This window comes from Roseovarius sp., assembly GCF_040223625.1.
GTDB lineage: Bacteria > Pseudomonadota > Alphaproteobacteria > Rhodobacterales > Rhodobacteraceae > Roseovarius.
This window is the reverse complement of sequence record NZ_JAVKFX010000009.1, coordinates 1-16,250: the sequence shown is the minus strand read 5'-3', so window position 1 is coordinate 16,250 and position 16,250 is coordinate 1. Positions and strand designations below refer to the sequence as shown.

The following is a 16,250-nucleotide window of genomic DNA, read 5'->3' as shown; positions in this document are numbered from 1 at the left end:
TACGGAAAGCTGTTATCGCTAACGGATTTACAGCCGGTTATTACCCAATTCACATCCCGGCGCAACTGTCCTAGACCGTGCGCAAAGGACATGACACCCCGATGACGTACCACCCGTTCGAGATCGAAGGGGCCGACCGCCCTGCGCGCTGGCTCGTGACCTGCGACCATGCCGCCAATACCGTGCCGCCCTTCGTCAACGGCGGCACGCTGGCGCTGGCCGAGGGCGACATGATGCGCCACATCGCCTATGACGTGGGCGCCCTGGGCATGGCGCGCGAGATGGCCCGGCAGTTGGATGCCCCCTTCATCGCCACCAATTTCTCCCGCCTCGTGATCGACCCCAACCGGGGCGAGGATGACCCGACGCTGCTGATGAAGCTCTATGACGGCACCATCATCCCCGGCAACCGCCACGCCGGGGCGGAGGAGCTGGAACTGCGCCTCAACCGCTGCTACCGGCCCTATCACACGGCGCTGGCGGAGCTGGCGGCGCGCCGGCCCGATACCGTCATCGTCTCGGTCCACAGCTTCACCCGCCAGCTTCAGGGCCGCCCGCCCCGACCGTGGCACGTAGGCGTGCTCTACGCCGCCGACGAACGCCTCAGCCGCCCGCTCGCCGCCCGCCTGCGGGCCGAGCCCGACCTTTGCATCGGCGAGAACGAACCCTATGGTGGGCACCTTCCCGGCGACGCCATCGCCCGGCACGCGATTGCGTATGAGCGCCCCAACGTCCTGCTGGAAGTGCGCAACGACCTGATCGAGCAAGAGGCGGACCAGATCGCGTGGGGGAGGCGGCTGGCGCCGATCCTGGAGGAGGCGGCGGAGACGGCGGGAGTGTAGCCGGGTAGCGGCTGGAGATGCCGGGCAGCGCCCGTCCGCGGGTGGGCGCACCAACGCCAGTGATGGTTGATTTATGGCGCGGCCAACTTCCGACCTAAGCTCTGCATGGCGCCGTCGCAGAAGCGCCCGTCCTCCGGGGCGGACGGGCGCTGCCTATCGTGAATTGCGTTGCAATTCACTTGTGGCAGGCGATTGCAAGCAATCGCCGATAGCCCGGCGGCGCGCCCTTGGCGCGCCTATGCTCCGGGCGGGCCACTATCGCCTGAACTTTCCGGTTGCACCCCGCACCCCGGCCCCTCTTTACTGCCCCCGCAGAAGGAGACCGCCATGCCCCACATCACCATCGAACATTCCAAGGGCCTCGACACCACCCACGACCTGCAGGCCCTCTGCGACACCCTGTGGGAGACCTTCGCCGCCCACCCCTCCGTCACCGCGCCCGACACCGTGCGCACCCGTACCATCGCCGCCACCGCCTCGCGCATCGGGGTCGAGCCACAGAGCTTCGCCCACGCCACCCTCCTCCTGCTCCCCGGCCGCGACGAGGCCACGCGAAACGACCTCGCCCAGCTCACCATGGACCACCTGCAGAAACACCTCCCCGATGTCGGCAGCCTTACCGTCCGGCTCGACGACTTGAACCAGCCCTACCTCAAGCGCATGTTGTAAGCAGACAAGGAGACCATCATGGACGACCAGACCCGCATCGAGCTCGAGGCCGCCGCCTTCCGCGCCCTGCGCGAGCACCTGATGGAAAAGCGCACCGACGTGCAGAATATCGACATGATGAACCTCGCCGGGTTCTGCCGGAACTGCCTGTCCCGCTGGTATCAGGAGGCTGCCAACGAACGCGGCATCGAGATGGGCAAGGAAGAGGCGCGCGAGATCTTCTATGGCATGACGATGGACGAGTGGAAGGCCAACTACCAGACCGATGCCCCGCCCGAGAAGCAGGACGCCTTCAAGACCTCCTTCGCCGAGAACGTGGGCAACAAGGGCTGAGGTGCCGGCCTCCGACACGCTCAACCTCGTCGGCCGCGTGCTGATCGCGCTGCTGTTCGCGGGCGGCGCGGCGCAGAAACTCTCCGATCCCGCACCGGTGCTGCAGATGATCACGGGCATCGGCCTGCCGGGCTGGCTCATCTGGCTGGTCACCATGTTCAACATCGCCGCCGGCCTCTGCCTCGTGCTGGGGCCACATGTCCGGACCTGGGCGCTGATCCTCGCCGCCTATTGCATCTTCACCAGCTACTTCCACTGGCAGCTCCGCGCCGACCCGTGGCAGGTGACCATCGTGGTCAAGAACTTCGCCATCGCCGGCGGATTGCTAATCCTCGCGGCGCAGGGGCCGGGGCGGCTGACCCTGTTCGGCCCCAAGACCGGCTAGGCTGTCGCAGCCGCGCGGGATCACGGCGCCGACCCGCGCAAGGATCAGCCACCCGCTCCCGCCCCCCTTTCCGGACCGCCCCGCGCCTTCCTATATCCACGGGGTTCCCAACCTTTCCGGAAAGACCGACCCGATGATCGAGATAGACCCCACCGACGACCACGGCATCCTCGAGATCCGCATGACCCCGCCGGTCACCGACGCCGACTATACCGACACGCTGATCCCCGCCATCGACGCGGCCATCGCCCGGAACGACCGCGTGCGCATCCTCGCCATCGTCGAGGCCGGGTTCTCCGATTTCACCCTCGGCGCCATGCTCAAGGACGCCCGCACCGGCCTCAAGCACTGGCGCGGCTTCGACCGGGCGGCGCTGGTCACCGACAACAGCGCCATGCGCAACGCCGTCGGCGCCTTTTCGATCTTCCTCCCCTGCCCGGTGGGCAAGTTCGCCATGGCCGAGCTGGAAGACGCCCGCCGCTGGCTGCGCGAAAGCCTCGGCACCATCCAGCAGCAGGAGATCGGCGACGGCATCCTGCATCTCTCCCTGCGCGGCAAACTGGATGGCGAGGCCTATGCCAACGACCTCGAAGATCTCAACCGCTACATGGCCCAGCACGAAAAGCTGCGCCTGCTGATCGACCTGCGCGATTTCGACGGCTGGCAGGGCTTCGGCGCGCTGAAGGACCATTTCGACCTCGTCCGCGGCCATGCCTCGCGCGTGGAACGGGCGGCGATCGTCGGCACTGCCGGCTGGCAGGAGATGGCGGTGGGCATCGGCAAGCGCGCCTTCGGCTTCGACGCCCGCCATTTCGACGGATCGGAGTTCGACAAGGCACAGGACTGGCTGGCCGCCTGATCCCCTTCCCCGGGGCCGCCTCACGCCAGGGCAGGCGGCCCCCGCAGGAACCTGACCCGCCGGGCATTCGTTGGTCTCGTGACACACGAGAAAGGCTTTGGATGACCGACGACTGCAAGACCCCCCCGACCACCACGGACGCAGGCATCAAGGTTCAGAGCGACGAGCATTCGCTCACCGTGGGCCCCGACGGCCCGATCGTGCTGAACGATCACTACCTCATCGAACAGATGGCCAACTTCAACCGCGAACGGATCCCCGAGCGGCAGCCGCATGCCAAGGGGTCGGGCGCGTTCGGGACGTTCGAGACCACGCAGGACGTCTCGAAATACACCAAGGCCGGCATCTTCCAGCCCGGCGCCAAATGCGAGGTGGTCGTGCGCTTCTCCACCGTCGCCGGCGAACGCGGCAGTCCCGACACGTGGCGCGACCCGCGCGGCTTCTCGGTCAAGATGTACACCGAGGAGGGGAATTTCGACATGGTCGGAAACAACACCCCCATCTTCTTCGTCCGCGACCCGATGAAGTTCCAGCATTTCATCCGCAGCCAGAAGCGCCGCGCCGACAACGCCTTGCGCGACCATGACATGCAGTGGGATTTCTGGACGCTCTCGCCCGAAAGCGCGCACCAGGTGACCTACCTGATGGGCGACCGCGGCATTCCCCACACCTGGCGCGAGATGAACGGCTATTCCTCGCACACCTATTCGCTGGTCAACGCGGAGGGAGAGAAGTTCTGGGTCAAGTTCCACTTCCACACCGACCAGGGCGACGGCAACGCCTATCTCAGCCAGGAAGAGGCCGACCGGCTGGCCGGGGCCGACAGCGACTATCACCGCCGCGACCTGTTCAACGCCATCGCCGAGGGGAACGCGCCGTCATGGACGCTCAAGTGGCAGATCATGCCCTACGAGGATGCCAAGACCTATCGCATCAACCCGTTCGACCTCACCAAGGTCTGGCCGCATGACGACTATCCGCTGATCGAGGTCGGCAAGCTGACGCTCGACCGGAACCCGGTCGATTTCCACACCCAGATCGAGCAGGTGGCGTTCGAGCCCAACAACATGGTGCCCGGCGTCGGCCTCTCGCCCGACAAGATGCTGCTGGCGCGCGGGTTCTCCTATGCCGACGCGCACCGGGCGCGGCTGGGCGTGAACTACAAGCAGATCCCGGTCAACGCGCCCAAGACCGAGACCCACTCCTATTCCAAGGATGGCGAGATGCGCACCAAGCACGCGGTCGACCCGGTCTATGCGCCCAACTCCTACGGTGGGCCGGCGGCGGAACCGCAGACGGGCGGCGAGGCCGGAACGTGGTATGCCGATGGCGACATGGTCCGGCAGGCCTATACCCTGCGCAAGGACGATGACGATTGGACCCAGGCGGGCATCCTCGTGCGCGACGTGATGGATGACGGCATGCGCGAGCGGCTGGTGGGCAACGTCGTGGGCCACCTCTGCGACGGGGTCAGCGAGAAGGTGCTGCAACGCGCCTTCGAATACTGGCGCAACATCGACGCGGATATCGGCAAGCGGATCGAGAAGGGCGTGCGCGAGCAACTCGGCGGCACGTCCGACGCGCCGGGCATGGCCTCGGCGAAAAGCATCGGCGGCTAGGTCTTCGCTGTCAGGGCCGTGGCGCGCCCGGAATTTGCGTAAATTCCGGCCCGGAAAATACGAACTTTCCGGGCCGTTTTCTGCGCAGAAAACGGGTCACCGCCAGTCGGAAGACAGTCCGCTCAGATCGCCGCCTTCAGGCTCTCCTCGAGGTAGATCTCCCGCAGCCGCTTCGACACGTGCCCCGGCGTCCCGTCGCCAAGGCGCGCCCCGTCGATCTCCACCACCGGCATCACGAAGGTGCTGGCCGAGGTGATGAACGCCTCGTCGGCCGCCTTCGCCTCGTCGATGGTGAAGGACCGCTCCTCGACCTCCATCTGCGCCTCGCGGGCAAAGCGCAGCACGGCTGCGCGGGTGATCCCGTGCAGGATGTCGTTGGACAGCTCGCGGGTGATGATCCTGTTGCCCTTGACGATATAGGCGTTGTTGCTGGTGCCCTCGGTCACCTTGCCGTCCTCGATCATCCAGGCATCGTCACAGCCGGCCTTCTTGGCCATCATCTTGCCCATGGAAGGGTACAGAAGCTGCGTCGTCTTGATGTCGCGCCGGCCCCAGCGGATGTCCTCGATGCTGATGACCTTCATGCCTTTCTTCGCCGCCGGGCTGTCGGCCAGTCCCGGCTTGGCCTGGGTGAACAGCACCAGCGTCGGCTTCACCTCCTCGGGGTCGGGAAAGGCGAAATCGCGGTCCGCGGCGGCGCCGCGCGTCACCTGGAGATAGATCAGACCGTCCTCGATCCCGTTCGCCCGCACCAGTTCGCGGTGGATCTCGAGCAGGTCGTCGAACGCCTCGGGCTTCTGCATGTCCAGCTCGTTCAGCGAGCGTTCCAGCCGCTTCAGGTGCCCGTTGAAATCGATCAGCTTGCCGCCCAGCACGCTGGTCACCTCGTAGACCCCGTCGGCCATCAGGAAGGCCCGGTCGAAGACCGACACCTTGGCCTCGTTCTTGGGCAGGTACTCTCCGTTCACGTAGACTGTGCGCATGCTCTTATCCCCAAAGTTCCGGCGCGGGCGGATGCACCCCGGCCTCGTCGAATGTCAGCGGTGTGTCGCGGTCTTCGGCCAGAAGCAGCGGGCCGTCAAGGTCGGTCACCACCGCGCCCTGCGCCACCAGCACGGCGGGCGCCATGGCAAGGCTCGACCCGATCATGCAGCCGACCATGATGTCATAGCCCTCTTCCCGCGCCGCCTGCCGCAGCGCCAGCGCCTCGGTCAGCCCGCCCGTCTTGTCGAGCTTGATGTTGACCACGTCATACTTGCCCTTGAGCCCCGGCAGGCTTCCCCGGTCGTGACAGCTCTCGTCGGCACAGACCGGCACGGGCCGCTCCATCCCCAGCAGGGCGTCATCCTCGGCCGCCGGCACCGGCTGTTCCACCAGCGCCACGCCGAGGCGGACGAGATGCGGGGCGAGGTCGGCATAGACCTCGGCGCTCCACCCCTCGTTGGCGTCGACGATGATCTTCGACTTGGGCGCGCCGGCGCGCACGGCTTCCAGCCGCGCCATGTCGTCGGGCGTGCCCAGCTTGATCTTCAGAAGCGGCCGGTGCGCATGTTTCGCGGCCTGCGCCCGCATCTTCTCGGGCTCGTCCAGCGACAGGGTATAGGCCGTCACCTCCGGTCCCGGCACGCCAAGCCCGGCCAGGTCCCACGCCCGGACACCGGCTTTTTTCGCCTCCAGATCCCACAGGGCGCAATCCACCGCGTTCCGCGCGGCACCCGCCGGCAGCAGGTCATAAAGCGCCTCGCGGTCGAACTCCGCCGGAAGCCCCTCGATCTCGGCCGTCACGCTGTCGAGCGTCTCGTCGTAGCGGGCGTAGGGCACGCATTCGCCCCGGCCCGTCACGCCGTCCTGGCTGATCCGCACGGTCAGCACCTGCGCCTCGGTCCTTGACCCGCGGCTGATGGTGAAGACCTGCGCCAGCCTGAAGACGTCCCGCGTTACCGATAGTTCCATGTCATCCCGTCCCGGACTTGATCCGGGACCTCCCCGTTTCTGGCCAGAGGCCCCGGGTCAGGCCCGGGGCCCGTGTCACGTGTGTCAGAGCGCCGCCAGCGCGTCGACCAGCTTGCCCGAGCCGAACCGGTAGGGGTCGGTCGCCGGCAGGCCCATCTCTTCCTCGACCTTGGCAAGATAGGCCTTCGCCTCGTCCTCGCCCATGTGCTGGGTGTTCACCGACACGCCCACCACCTGGCAGGCGGCGTTGGCGACCCGGGCCAGCGGCAGGGCGGTGTCGCGAAGCTGCTGCAGGCTCGGCAACTGGTAGTCGGGCAGGCCGCGCATATGCGCCCGCGTCGGCTCGTGGCACAGGATCAGCGCGTCGGGCTGGCCCCCATGCACCAGCGCCATGGTCACGCCCGAATAGCTGACATGGAAGAGCGAGCCCTGACCTTCGATCATGTCCCAGTGATCGTCGTCGTTGTCGGGCGTCAGCCACTCGATCGAGCCGGCCATGAAATCGGCGATCACGGCATCGAGCGGCACGCCCTCGCCGGTGATCAGGATGCCGGTCTGGCCGGTGGCGCGGAAAGTGGCCTTCATGCCGCGCTCGGTCATGTCGCGTTCCATCGCCATGGCGGTGTACATCTTGCCCACCGAACAGTCGGTGCCCACCGCGAGACAGCGCTTGCCGCGGCGTTTCTTGCCGTCGGCGATGGGGTACTTGACCGACGGCACCCGCACGTCATGCAGGGTGCGGCCCGTGGCCTCGGCCACGGCCACCAGGTCGGGTTCGTCGCGCAGCAGGTTGTGCAGGCCCGAGGCGAGGTCGAAGCCTTCTTCCAGCGCGGTGACCAGCACCTTCTTCCATTCCTGCGAAATCACCCCGCCACGGTTCGCCACGCCGATCACCAGCGTCTTGGCGCCCGCCGCCTTGGCCTCGTCCAGCGTCATGTCGGTAAGCCCCAGATCGGCGCCGCAGCCTTCCAGCCGGAACTGGCCGACCGCGTGCTCGGGGCGCCAGTCGCGGATGCCGATGGCGACCTTCGCGGCCAGCATGTCGGGCGCATCGCCCAGGAAGAGCAGGTAGGGGGTCTCGATCATCGCGCGTCTCCTTGTCGGCCGGCGGCGGGGCCGCAGGCGGGAATCAGTTTTGCGGCAGTTTCCGATGAAGCCGCCGCGATGTCCTCTTTGATTCGGAAGTCTATCCGCCAATCAGCGCAAGATTGTTCGAACTTTCGGCTAACTGTGCGAAGATTCATCGCTGTCGGACTGCGGTGCGGCATCCTCCTCGGCATAAACCTCGGCCTGCAACAGCCCCGGCTGGGCGATGCCGATGACGCCGGTCGGCCGGACCTCGCCGGTCTCCTCCGGCGCGTCGGAGCGCACCCGCCGCGTCACCGCCAGCAGCACCGTCGCCACGCCCACCACCGCCAGCATCAAGGGCAGGCCCCGCCCGTCGAACAGCTTCAGCGTGTTGGGCCCGATCAGCATCCCGAACACCTGCCCGAACTGCAGAAGGAACGCCATCGTGCCGGCCGCGGGCACCACCTGCCCGGGGCTGAGCTGGTCGTTGGCGTGGGCGGCAAGGATCGAGTAAACCGGCAACGTCACCGCCCCGATCACCGCGAAACCCACCAGGATCGACATCGGCCTTGTGTCCAGCGCCATCCACAGCGCCGCCACCACCGATACGGCGGCCATGCCGATCACCACGTAGCGCCGGTCGGTCTGGTCCGAGATCCAGCCCAGCGGGTATTGCGACACCGCCGCCGCCACCATCGCCACCACCAGCGCGAACGAGGCCTGCGCCTCGGAAAACCCGTTCTGCAGCGCGTAGAGCGGCAGCGAGATGAACCACGCCACCACGCCCGCGCCCATGATGACGATGCCCAACACCGCCATGGGCGAGACCTTGTAAAGCCGCCTGACCGGCATCCGGTCGGGGGCGGTGTATTCCGGCGCGCGGTTGTTCGACAGCAGAAGCGGCACGATCGCCACCGACAAGAGGATCGAGCAGAGGCCGAAAAGCAGGTTGCCCTTGGGGTCGGGCAGGGCGACCATCGCGGTGCCCAGCGCCGGGCCGGCCGACTGGATGATGAAATAGACCGACAGAACCTGCGCCCGGATGCGGTTTTCCGTCTTGGCGTTGAGCCAGCTTTCGGTGATCACGTAAAGCCCCGGAAAGCACGCCCCCGCCAGCAGCCGCATCAGCCCCCAACTGACCGGGTCACTGGTCAGCAGGTGCGCAATCGCCGCCACCGACACCATCGAGGCCAGCGCCGAGAACACCCGGATATGCCCCACCTTCTCGATCAGCCGCGGGGTCAGCACCGTGCCCGCCAGCGCCCCCAGCGGGTAACAGGCCTGCATCAGCGAGATCTCGAGGTCGGTGAACCCCAGCACGCTGCCCCGGATGGTCAGCAACGTCACCAGCATCCCGTTCCCCACCATCAGGAACAGCATGCCCAAAAACAGGGCCCAGTTGTCGATCAGGGCGCGTCTCATGCCACCGCTTTGTCACGGGGCGCCACGGGGCTGCGCCTGCGTTTCCGACATGTGGCGTCGCTGGGGGAACACCGGGCCGGAAAGCGCCCTTTGCCGCCATGCTCCCGCACCGCCGAAAAAAAGCCCCCGCCAACAAGGGCGGGGGGCACAGTTGAGTGCCTGCAATGTCAGGCCACAGGCACCGGCGGTGTTCGTCTGATTTCGGGGGGGGGCTCTAGTTGGGCCGGTCGCCCATCTCCGCCCTGATCTGCTGGCGGAAGATGTCGATCGGCACCTTCTTCCCATCGCGCTTGATGCACCAGTAGGTCCAGCCATTGCAGCTTGGCGCGCCTTCCAGCGCCGCGCCGACCTGGTGAATCGAGCCCTTCACATCGTCGCCCACAAGCGTGCCGTCCGCGCGCACCTTGGCTTTGTGGCGGTTGTTCATCGAATAAAGCTCCTCGCCCGGGCGCAGCATGCCCCGTTCGATAAGCTGCCCGAACGGGATGCGTGGCGCGGCGCGTTTCGAGGTCGACACCTCCAGCGCGGCCCGGTCGTAGCGCCGGATATCCGCCAGCCGCTTCTCGGCGACCTTGCGATAGCTCTCCTCGCGCTCGATGCCGATGTAATCCCGCCCCAGCATCTTGGCCACGGCGCCGGTCGTGCCGGTGCCGAAGAACGGGTCGAGCACCACGTCGCCGGGGTTGGTTGCGCCCACCAGCACCCGGTGCAACAGCCCCTCGGGCTTCTGCGTCGGGTGAGCCTTGTCGCCGTTCTCGTCCTTCAGCCGCTCGTGGCCCGTGCACAGCGGCAGAACCCAGTCCGACCGCATCTGGATGCCGTCATTGAGCGATTTCAGCGCCTCGTAGTTGAAGGTGTACTTTCCGCCTTCCTCCTTCGAGGCCCAGATCATCGTCTCATGCGCGTTGGTGAACCGCTTGCCGCGGAAGTTCGGCATCGGGTTGGCCTTGCGCCAGATCACGTCGTTGAGGATCCAGAACCCCGAATCCTGCAGCGCCGCGCCGACCCGGAAGATGTTGTGATACGACCCGATCACCCAGATCGCCCCGGTGGGCTTCAGAAGCCGCCGCGCGGCGGCCAGCCACTCGCGGGTGAACCGGTCATAGACCTCGAAACTGGCGAACTGGTCCCACGCATCGTCGACCGCATCCACCTGGCTGTTGTCCGGCCGGTGCAGGTCGCCCCGCAATTGCAGGTTGTAGGGCGGGTCGGCAAAGATCAGGTCGACGCTGGCCTCCGGCAGGCCATTCATCACCTCGATGCAGTCGCCGGCAAGGATCGTGTTGAGCGGAAGCGCGGGCGCGCTCGCAACCTTGGTCATCTTCGTCATTGTCTGCCTCTGTCCCGGCGCTTTCTGCGCTCTGAGTTGTTGGCTCCGAAGATGAGTCAAACCCGATTCGTCGTCAATTTCTTTTTTGAATCAGGAGGTTATTGATTTAACTTGATACAAGATATTGTGTACCGGTTTGAACGAACGTCTATGGTGTGGGGTCACACCGAGATTTTGAAGCGCGGCCATGTGGCTTTTCGAACCATAGCCCACATTGGTCTCCCAGCCGTATCCCGGAAACTGTTGCGCCAAATCCCACATGATGCGATCGCGCCTGATTTTCGCCACAATCGACGCGGCAGCGATCGACACGCAAAGCCCGTCTCCGCGGATCACCGGCCGGGCCGGACCGCGGCAATTCCGCGGGATCATGTTGCCGTCGATCAGCGCCATGCAGGCCGGTTTGCTCAGCCCCGCCAGCGCCCGCTCCATCGCCAGGTGCGCGGCGCGCAGGATGTTGATCTCGTCGATCTCCTCGACGCTGGCATGGGCCACCGACACCTCGGCACAGGCCATGATCTGGTCGTGCAGCTCGGCCCGCCGCTGGGCCGTCAGCTTCTTGGAATCGTCGAGGCCTTCCGGAATGCAATCCCGCTCCAGCACCACGGCACAGGCGGTCACCGGCCCCGCCAGCGGCCCGCGCCCCGCCTCGTCGACCCCGGCCACGCGCAGCGCGCCCTGGCCCAGCAGGTCGAGTTCCATGGTGTAATCCGGTCCGTCCATAAAGGCAGAAAGCATGTTGCCGGCGGAAATGCAAAGGGGCCCTGGCGGAACTGCGTCAGCCGGCCGCACGACGGGGCCACGAAGCCCTCTTGCGACCTCGCAAAAAGAAAGAGGAGGGCCGAAGCCCTCCCCTCCCAACGGCTCACGGAACGCCGTGAGTACTGGTTACCGTAATCACCAGTTGCGATGACCGTGGTGGCGGCGGCCATGATGGGAATGACCGTGGTGCCGGTGATGCTTGCGGTACTGGTGCCGCTGGTACCGCTTCTGCTGAACCCAGCGGTTGTGCTGGCGCATGCGCTGATGTTGAACCCAGCGGTTGTGCTGCCGGTACTGATGGGCGCGGTACGGGTTATAGCCGTGACGCGAGACGTAATAGTTGTCGTTGTCATTGGCTTCCGCGATCGCCATGCCGATGATCGCCAGCGCGGCGGCACCGGCGATGATCTTGGCGGTGTCGTTATCCGCGCGCGCCGGCGCGGATGACAGCACCGTCAGCGCCATGGCGGCGGCCATGATCGAGGTGATGAAGCGTTTGAAGGGCATCGGGGCCTCCTTTCAGGCAGGGGTTACCGTGATGTCCGGCAATCGGGCAAAGCCGGTGACACCGGTCATGCCCCGATCCTGCGCCCACCCCCGTCTGACAGGCAATATCGCCTCGGTGTTATCCGATAACAGGGTCGGAAAAGGCCATTTCGCGCAGGCGGTTATTGAATAGCTTCACGCTTCGGCGCATGTTGGCGCCATGAAACGAACCCTCACCATATGCCTGCTTGCCGCGGGTCTCGCGCTGTCTGCCGCCGCATCGGCCCAGGCTGCCTGTCAAGTCGAATACAAGGCCAAGCGCGACAACCCGCTCGAGCTGTTCTTCGAGGTCGCGGTCGTGCCCGGCCCCTGCGACACCGCGACGGCCCAGGCCCAGCTTCGGCCAATCCTTGCCGGCAAGGGGCTGACCCTGCTGAAGATTCTGTCGGTCCGCGAACAGTGACGGTAATGAGATGACGTGATCTGACGATGGGGGCACGCCGGTGGTGACAGACGAGACAGCCTTGGCCGCGGATGCGCGCCGCTCGGGCAGCCGGGTGGTGATTGGCGGCGTCATCGCCATCGTGACGATCCTGTCGCTGACCGCCGTCTTCCTGTTCCTGACCCTGCCCGACGGCAACGCCTTCAACGCAAGGGTCGAGCGCATCTTCGTCGAAAACGACGCGCTGACCGCACAGGCCGAGATCAAGCTGCTGGAAATCCTCGCCCTCTCGGGCACCGCCTTTTCCGAAACGCTGACCAGCTACCGCATCGTCATCTTCGTGCTGCTGGTCTTCGCCACGGCGCTGCTGATCGCGGCACTCGTCTTCCTCGTGATGCTGGTGGCCCTCAACCGCCGCATGGCCCAGATCGAACGCTCCGGCATCCAGGTCAGCTCGCTCCTCATCAGCCGCGACGAGAACACCGTCTACCTCAACAACATGGGCTTCAAGCTGACCGAGGCGGCGATGGAAACACTCGCGGTGCTGGCCGAGGCGCGGATGGATGACGACGTGCTCACCGGGGCCGAGATCGAATCGGTCATCTCCGGCCGCTCCAAGGAAGACTGCGAGGAAGCCGCCGGCGCCACCCGCATCAAGCGCCTGCGTGACACGCTGGGCAACCAGATGATCTCGGAACTGCTGGTCAAGAACATCGCCCGCCGCGGCTACATGCTGGCCATCGACAAGGACGTGATCCGCGTCATCTGAAGGCCGGCGCAGCCAACGCCCTGTTCATCGACGCCGCGGGCCAACTTGGCCTCGGCACCTCGTTGCCGCAGAACGGGCTGCATGCCATGCGCGACTTCGAGGCGGGCATCCGGCTGGAACACACATCCTCCTACATCTGGGACCTGCGCGGCAACGATGCCGGCATCTATGTCTACGACGAAACCTTCAGCTTCCTACGCATCACCTGCGGCGGCCAACAATCAATCCGCCCACGTGGTCGTCACCGAAGGGCCCCTCGGCACCGGCGAGTTCCGCTACAACATCGTCGACGGCGATGGCCCCGAGATGCGCCTGAACGCCAATGGCGACGTGACCCTCACCGGCACGCTCACCACCGGCGGGCCCACCTGCGACACCGGCTGCGAGGCGGTGGCGCGCCGATCAACCTCTCCGAACGCATCGGCACGCTGACCAACGAACTCGAGCACGCGCATATCTACATCGAGGAACTGCACGGCAAGATCGAACGGCTCGAGGCCGAAACCGCCCGCATCGACGCCCAGGAGCAGGTGATCGCCCAACTCGCCGCCCGGCTCGAGGCGCTCGCAGCCGATTAGCCCGCCCGGGCCGATTTCCACCCTCTTGACGCATTCCGGCCCTAAAATCGCGCCGGCCATCGCCGACACCGGGCCGGACGGGAGACGAGGGTCGAATGGAACGGGTCGCCAACAATCTCTACATGCTGATCGCGTTCGCGGTCTTCGCCTGGACATGGGCGAGCCCCGGCGTGACGCTGAGCCATTTCGCCGGGCCGCTGCTCGACTACGTGCAGATGGCCCTGGCCATGTGGGGCGCGGGCGGGCTGATCCTGGTCTGCCTCGCCCTTCTGCGGCAGGGCACCGGCCCGCGCGACCCGCGCGGCCGCCTCGCCTTCCTGCGCGACTGGGCCGCGCATCACCGGGCCGAAAGCCGCTTCGCCCACGTGGTCATCCCGGCGCTGGCCTTCGTCGTCACCATGGCCAGCTTCACGGTTCACAAGACCGTGGCCCTGCCGCTCCACGGGTTCGACACCGGCTGGGACGCGGCCTTTGCCACGCTCGACCGCCAGCTCTTCCTCGGCACCGATCCCTGGCGCCTGTCCCACGACCTCTTCGGCTCGCCCACCGCCACCTGGCTGATCGACCGCATCTACCACGCCTGGTTCTACCCGATGATCCTGGCTTACGTGTTCTGCAGCCTGCTGGTGATCGGCGCCCACGCAAGGGCCTGTTACATCGCCACCTACCTGGCAAGCTGGGGGCTGATCGGCTGCGTCCTGGCGCTGACCTTCGCCTCCGCCGGCCCGGTCTACGAGGGCGCGCTCTTCGCAGCGGGCGGGCTCTACGACGACCTCGCCGCACGGCTCGCCGCCGTGGCGACGGCCACGGGCGGCCTCGACTCGCAAACCTACCAGCAGATGCTCCTCGACGGTCACAACGCGGGCCAGGTGGGCCTCGGCCTCGGGATCTCCGCCATGCCGTCGATGCATGTCGCCCTCGCCGCCATGTGGGCGCTGCTCTTCGCCCGCATCAATCCGTGGCTCGGGGCGCTCGGCACCGCCTATACCGTGGTGATCTGGATCGGCTCGGTCCACCTCGGCTGGCACTACGCGGTCGACGGGCTGGCCTCCTCGGCGCTGGTGGTGGCGCTCTGGGCCGCGGTCTCGGCCGGGCTCCGCACCCGCCCCGCGCCCGGCACCGCCGCCGTCAACCCGGCGGAATGACCAAGCTCCCCGCCCGGCCCGCCGACTGCACTGACAAGTGAAACGCTGGCGACCCCGGCAGGATTCGAACCTGCAACCTGCCCCTTAGGAGGGTATCGTTTATCATCTCATTTTCCTTTCTGTTTCAGGGAGATACCGGTTTCATCTTCAGTACGCTGTACGCGTCCTGTACGAATTTGCTCGCGCAGCATGGCTTGATCATCCTCCGCGTGGGCGTAAATCTGGTCGGGCAGAGAGACTGATTTCCAGCGGCCTGCCTTGGCGGCTGACACTGGATCTACACCCTGCCTCACGCGCAACTCAGTGTAGAAGCCGTGCCGGCCGGCAGCGTGGGCGGAAAGTGGTGCAATACCGGCGTCGCGACAGATCGTCAGCCATCGTTTGCGGTATCCTGTGGGGGTGGCGTAGCCGAACACCCGAGCTTCCATGCGTTTGCCCGTTTTGCGGTTCAGAGGCCGCTTGGGCGGCAGGTTTGCCAGCTCAATCATCATGTCGTGTGAGATATCGACCCATTGGGCCGGATGGCCTTTCGCGGCTTTCAGCCAAACTCTCTTTTTGAGAAGGTCCAAATGCTCAGGGAGGATGGAAATCGCCTGGTCGATTCTCGCAGCCGTTTCGAACATGAAGTGCGCCAAGGCAGCGTTGTGGACGTCGGCATGAGCGCAGAATGCCGCTATCCACGCTCTGTCAGATGGTTTGCGCTCTACCCGGCTTTGTTTCCCTCGGTTGAGGTCTTGGTCGATCCGTTCCTTATCGGTGTACCGCTTGACCTTGATTGGTGGGCACTTCCCCAGATCATGGGCATTGTTTATCACCGCTCGGAGCGGGGTTACGATGCTTCGCCACATGGTGTCGGTGGAGGCATTGGGCTTTAGACAAAACCCGAGGTCGCGGAGATATCGCGGTGTCACTTCGACAATGGGCTTATCTAGAAAGTCATCTCCAAGAGCGTCCACGATATCGAGCAGGCATTTGGCTTCGGCCGGCTTGGCATCGTAAAGCTGGACGGCATCCCCCATCGTCAGCTGTTCCGCCTCGTCTCCAAGGAGGTAACGACGCCTTTGCCTTTCCGTTTCCCGTTGGATCCATTCATGCGCGCCCGCTTTTGTAGATGCTCCCGTGCTGACTCTGTAGTACTCGGTGATCGGGCGCCCTTCGTATTCGACGCGGCCTCTGGCCCAGTAAACTGATCCGCGGGAGTATGCTTCGAGCGGCATGGTTGCGACTCCATCAAGATTTGATCGATGTGCTCGGGTAGAAGAATCATCGCGTTGCCAAACTTGCAGCACGCTCCAATGCGCTTTGCGCCCTCGCGAAGTGTTCGCACGCTGACCTCGAACCCGCGTTCCAACATCAGCTCAACCCACTGTTCCGGCGTTTTGCCGGTGTCGAGAAAGACTGAGCCAGTGTCGCGAAGTTCGGTCATGTGATTCCGGCGGTTCGATCTGCTGCAAAGAAAGGGTAAGGGGCGGCCATCAGTCAGTCCGCCACCCCGTTGGCTCCGATCCACGCGAGCGTCACGTCGCTGACAGTCGCCGTCCGTTTGAGGTCCGTCGAGACGAAATCGACAGCGCCAATGAAGATAGCT

18 protein-coding genes are annotated in these 16,250 nt (G+C 65.6%); 10 read left to right on the top strand and 8 right to left on the bottom strand.

Annotated elements, in window-relative coordinates:
• The first annotated feature begins 101 nt into the window (after window positions 1-101).
• The 6 genes from RLN94_RS03025 (at window position 102) to RLN94_RS03000 (ending at window position 4,707) form a co-directional block, all read left to right on the top strand.
• Complete coding sequence (locus RLN94_RS03025) at window positions 102-842, top strand: N-formylglutamate amidohydrolase (protein ID WP_350130922.1); 741 nt, start codon at window positions 102-104, stop codon at window positions 840-842.
• Between the two features lie 327 nt (window positions 843-1,169).
• Window positions 1,170-1,511 carry a tautomerase family protein gene (locus tag RLN94_RS03020; RefSeq protein ID WP_350130921.1) on the top strand — a complete coding sequence of 114 codons (342 nt, stop codon included), beginning with the start codon at window positions 1,170-1,172 and terminating at the stop codon, window positions 1,509-1,511.
• A gap of 18 nt (window positions 1,512-1,529) precedes the next feature.
• Entirely contained in the window at window positions 1,530-1,844 is a 315-nt protein-coding gene (locus RLN94_RS03015) for a DUF1244 domain-containing protein (RefSeq protein ID WP_350130920.1), read from the top strand.
• Between the two features lies 1 nt (window position 1,845).
• The gene (locus RLN94_RS03010) at window positions 1,846-2,229 is read left to right on the top strand and encodes a DoxX family protein (RefSeq protein WP_350130919.1); all 384 of its coding nucleotides are present in this window, start codon (window positions 1,846-1,848) and stop codon (window positions 2,227-2,229) included.
• Between the two features lie 133 nt (window positions 2,230-2,362).
• A complete protein-coding gene (locus RLN94_RS03005; RefSeq protein ID WP_350130918.1) occupies window positions 2,363-3,088 on the top strand; it encodes a SpoIIAA family protein in 726 nt (241 codons plus the stop codon).
• A 101-nt stretch (window positions 3,089-3,189) separates the two neighbouring features.
• A complete protein-coding gene (locus RLN94_RS03000) occupies window positions 3,190-4,707 on the top strand; it encodes a catalase (protein WP_350130917.1) in 1,518 nt (505 codons plus the stop codon).
• Between the two features lie 122 nt (window positions 4,708-4,829).
• Here the strand turns inward: RLN94_RS03000 and RLN94_RS02995 are convergent, their stop codons facing one another.
• The 7 genes from RLN94_RS02995 to RLN94_RS02965 form a co-directional block, all read right to left on the bottom strand.
• Window positions 4,830-5,690, bottom strand: a complete 861-nt coding sequence (locus tag RLN94_RS02995) for a D-amino-acid transaminase (RefSeq protein ID WP_350130916.1) — start codon at window positions 5,688-5,690, stop codon at window positions 4,830-4,832.
• Window positions 5,691-5,694: 4 nt separating this feature from the next.
• Window positions 5,695-6,660 (bottom strand): N-acetyl-D-Glu racemase DgcA, encoded by a 966-nt coding sequence (gene dgcA / locus RLN94_RS02990; RefSeq protein ID WP_350130915.1) that lies wholly within the window; start codon window positions 6,658-6,660, stop codon window positions 5,695-5,697.
• 84 nt (window positions 6,661-6,744) lie between these two features.
• On the bottom strand, window positions 6,745-7,746 hold the full coding sequence (gene dgcN / locus RLN94_RS02985) for an N-acetyltransferase DgcN (RefSeq protein ID WP_350130914.1): 1,002 nt from the start codon (window positions 7,744-7,746) through the stop codon (window positions 6,745-6,747).
• Window positions 7,747-7,884: 138 nt separating this feature from the next.
• Window positions 7,885-9,150, bottom strand: a complete 1,266-nt coding sequence (locus RLN94_RS02980) for an MFS transporter (RefSeq protein ID WP_350130913.1) — start codon at window positions 9,148-9,150, stop codon at window positions 7,885-7,887.
• Between the two features lie 214 nt (window positions 9,151-9,364).
• Entirely contained in the window at window positions 9,365-10,480 is a 1,116-nt protein-coding gene (locus RLN94_RS02975) for a site-specific DNA-methyltransferase (protein ID WP_350130912.1), read from the bottom strand.
• 90 nt (window positions 10,481-10,570) lie between these two features.
• Entirely contained in the window at window positions 10,571-11,203 is a 633-nt protein-coding gene (rnhB, locus tag RLN94_RS02970; RefSeq protein WP_350130911.1) for a ribonuclease HII, read from the bottom strand.
• A 174-nt stretch (window positions 11,204-11,377) separates the two neighbouring features.
• Window positions 11,378-11,749, bottom strand: coding sequence for a hypothetical protein (locus RLN94_RS02965; RefSeq protein WP_350130910.1), 372 nt, complete (start codon window positions 11,747-11,749; stop codon window positions 11,378-11,380).
• A 199-nt stretch (window positions 11,750-11,948) separates the two neighbouring features.
• Between RLN94_RS02965 and RLN94_RS02960 the strand changes: the two genes are divergently transcribed.
• The 4 genes from RLN94_RS02960 to RLN94_RS02945 all read left to right on the top strand — a co-directional run bounded on the left by RLN94_RS02960 (window position 11,949) and on the right by RLN94_RS02945 (window position 14,662).
• A complete protein-coding gene (locus tag RLN94_RS02960; protein ID WP_350130909.1) occupies window positions 11,949-12,191 on the top strand; it encodes a hypothetical protein in 243 nt (80 codons plus the stop codon).
• Window positions 12,192-12,234: 43 nt separating this feature from the next.
• The gene (locus tag RLN94_RS02955; protein ID WP_350130908.1) at window positions 12,235-12,939 is read left to right on the top strand and encodes a winged helix-turn-helix domain-containing protein; all 705 of its coding nucleotides are present in this window, start codon (window positions 12,235-12,237) and stop codon (window positions 12,937-12,939) included.
• 86 nt (window positions 12,940-13,025) lie between these two features.
• On the top strand, window positions 13,026-13,517 hold the full coding sequence (locus RLN94_RS02950) for a hypothetical protein (protein WP_350130907.1): 492 nt from the start codon (window positions 13,026-13,028) through the stop codon (window positions 13,515-13,517).
• Between the two features lie 95 nt (window positions 13,518-13,612).
• On the top strand, window positions 13,613-14,662 hold the full coding sequence (locus tag RLN94_RS02945; protein WP_350130906.1) for a phosphatase PAP2 family protein: 1,050 nt from the start codon (window positions 13,613-13,615) through the stop codon (window positions 14,660-14,662).
• A gap of 107 nt (window positions 14,663-14,769) precedes the next feature.
• On the opposite strand, the gene RLN94_RS02940 is transcribed toward RLN94_RS02945, so the two are convergent.
• Window positions 14,770-15,879 carry a tyrosine-type recombinase/integrase gene (locus tag RLN94_RS02940; RefSeq protein ID WP_350130905.1) on the bottom strand — a complete coding sequence of 370 codons (1,110 nt, stop codon included), beginning with the start codon at window positions 15,877-15,879 and terminating at the stop codon, window positions 14,770-14,772.
• Between the last annotated feature and the right edge of the window lie 371 nt (window positions 15,880-16,250).

Bases quoted from the DNA above. Each gene is read 5' to 3' on its own strand.
- RLN94_RS03025 (WP_350130922.1), top strand. From the start codon at position 102: ATGACGTACCACCCGTTCGAGATCGAAGGGGCCGACCGCCCTGCGCGC.
- RLN94_RS03020 (WP_350130921.1), top strand. From the start codon at position 1,170: ATGCCCCACATCACCATCGAACATTCCAAGGGCCTCGACACCACCCAC.
- RLN94_RS03015 (WP_350130920.1), top strand. From the start codon at position 1,530: ATGGACGACCAGACCCGCATCGAGCTCGAGGCCGCCGCCTTCCGCGCC.
- RLN94_RS03005 (WP_350130918.1), top strand. From the start codon at position 2,363: ATGATCGAGATAGACCCCACCGACGACCACGGCATCCTCGAGATCCGC.
- RLN94_RS03000 (WP_350130917.1), top strand. From the start codon at position 3,190: ATGACCGACGACTGCAAGACCCCCCCGACCACCACGGACGCAGGCATC.
- RLN94_RS02995 (WP_350130916.1), bottom strand. From the start codon at position 5,690: ATGCGCACAGTCTACGTGAACGGAGAGTACCTGCCCAAGAACGAGGCC.
- dgcA (WP_350130915.1), bottom strand. From the start codon at position 6,660: ATGGAACTATCGGTAACGCGGGACGTCTTCAGGCTGGCGCAGGTCTTC.
- dgcN (WP_350130914.1), bottom strand. From the start codon at position 7,746: ATGATCGAGACCCCCTACCTGCTCTTCCTGGGCGATGCGCCCGACATG.
- RLN94_RS02980 (WP_350130913.1), bottom strand. From the start codon at position 9,150: ATGAGACGCGCCCTGATCGACAACTGGGCCCTGTTTTTGGGCATGCTG.
- RLN94_RS02975 (WP_350130912.1), bottom strand. From the start codon at position 10,480: ATGACGAAGATGACCAAGGTTGCGAGCGCGCCCGCGCTTCCGCTCAAC.
- rnhB (WP_350130911.1), bottom strand. From the start codon at position 11,203: ATGGACGGACCGGATTACACCATGGAACTCGACCTGCTGGGCCAGGGC.
- RLN94_RS02965 (WP_350130910.1), bottom strand. From the start codon at position 11,749: ATGCCCTTCAAACGCTTCATCACCTCGATCATGGCCGCCGCCATGGCG.
- RLN94_RS02960 (WP_350130909.1), top strand. From the start codon at position 11,949: ATGAAACGAACCCTCACCATATGCCTGCTTGCCGCGGGTCTCGCGCTG.
- RLN94_RS02950 (WP_350130907.1), top strand. From the start codon at position 13,026: ATGCGCGACTTCGAGGCGGGCATCCGGCTGGAACACACATCCTCCTAC.
- RLN94_RS02945 (WP_350130906.1), top strand. From the start codon at position 13,613: ATGGAACGGGTCGCCAACAATCTCTACATGCTGATCGCGTTCGCGGTC.
- RLN94_RS02940 (WP_350130905.1), bottom strand. From the start codon at position 15,879: ATGCCGCTCGAAGCATACTCCCGCGGATCAGTTTACTGGGCCAGAGGC.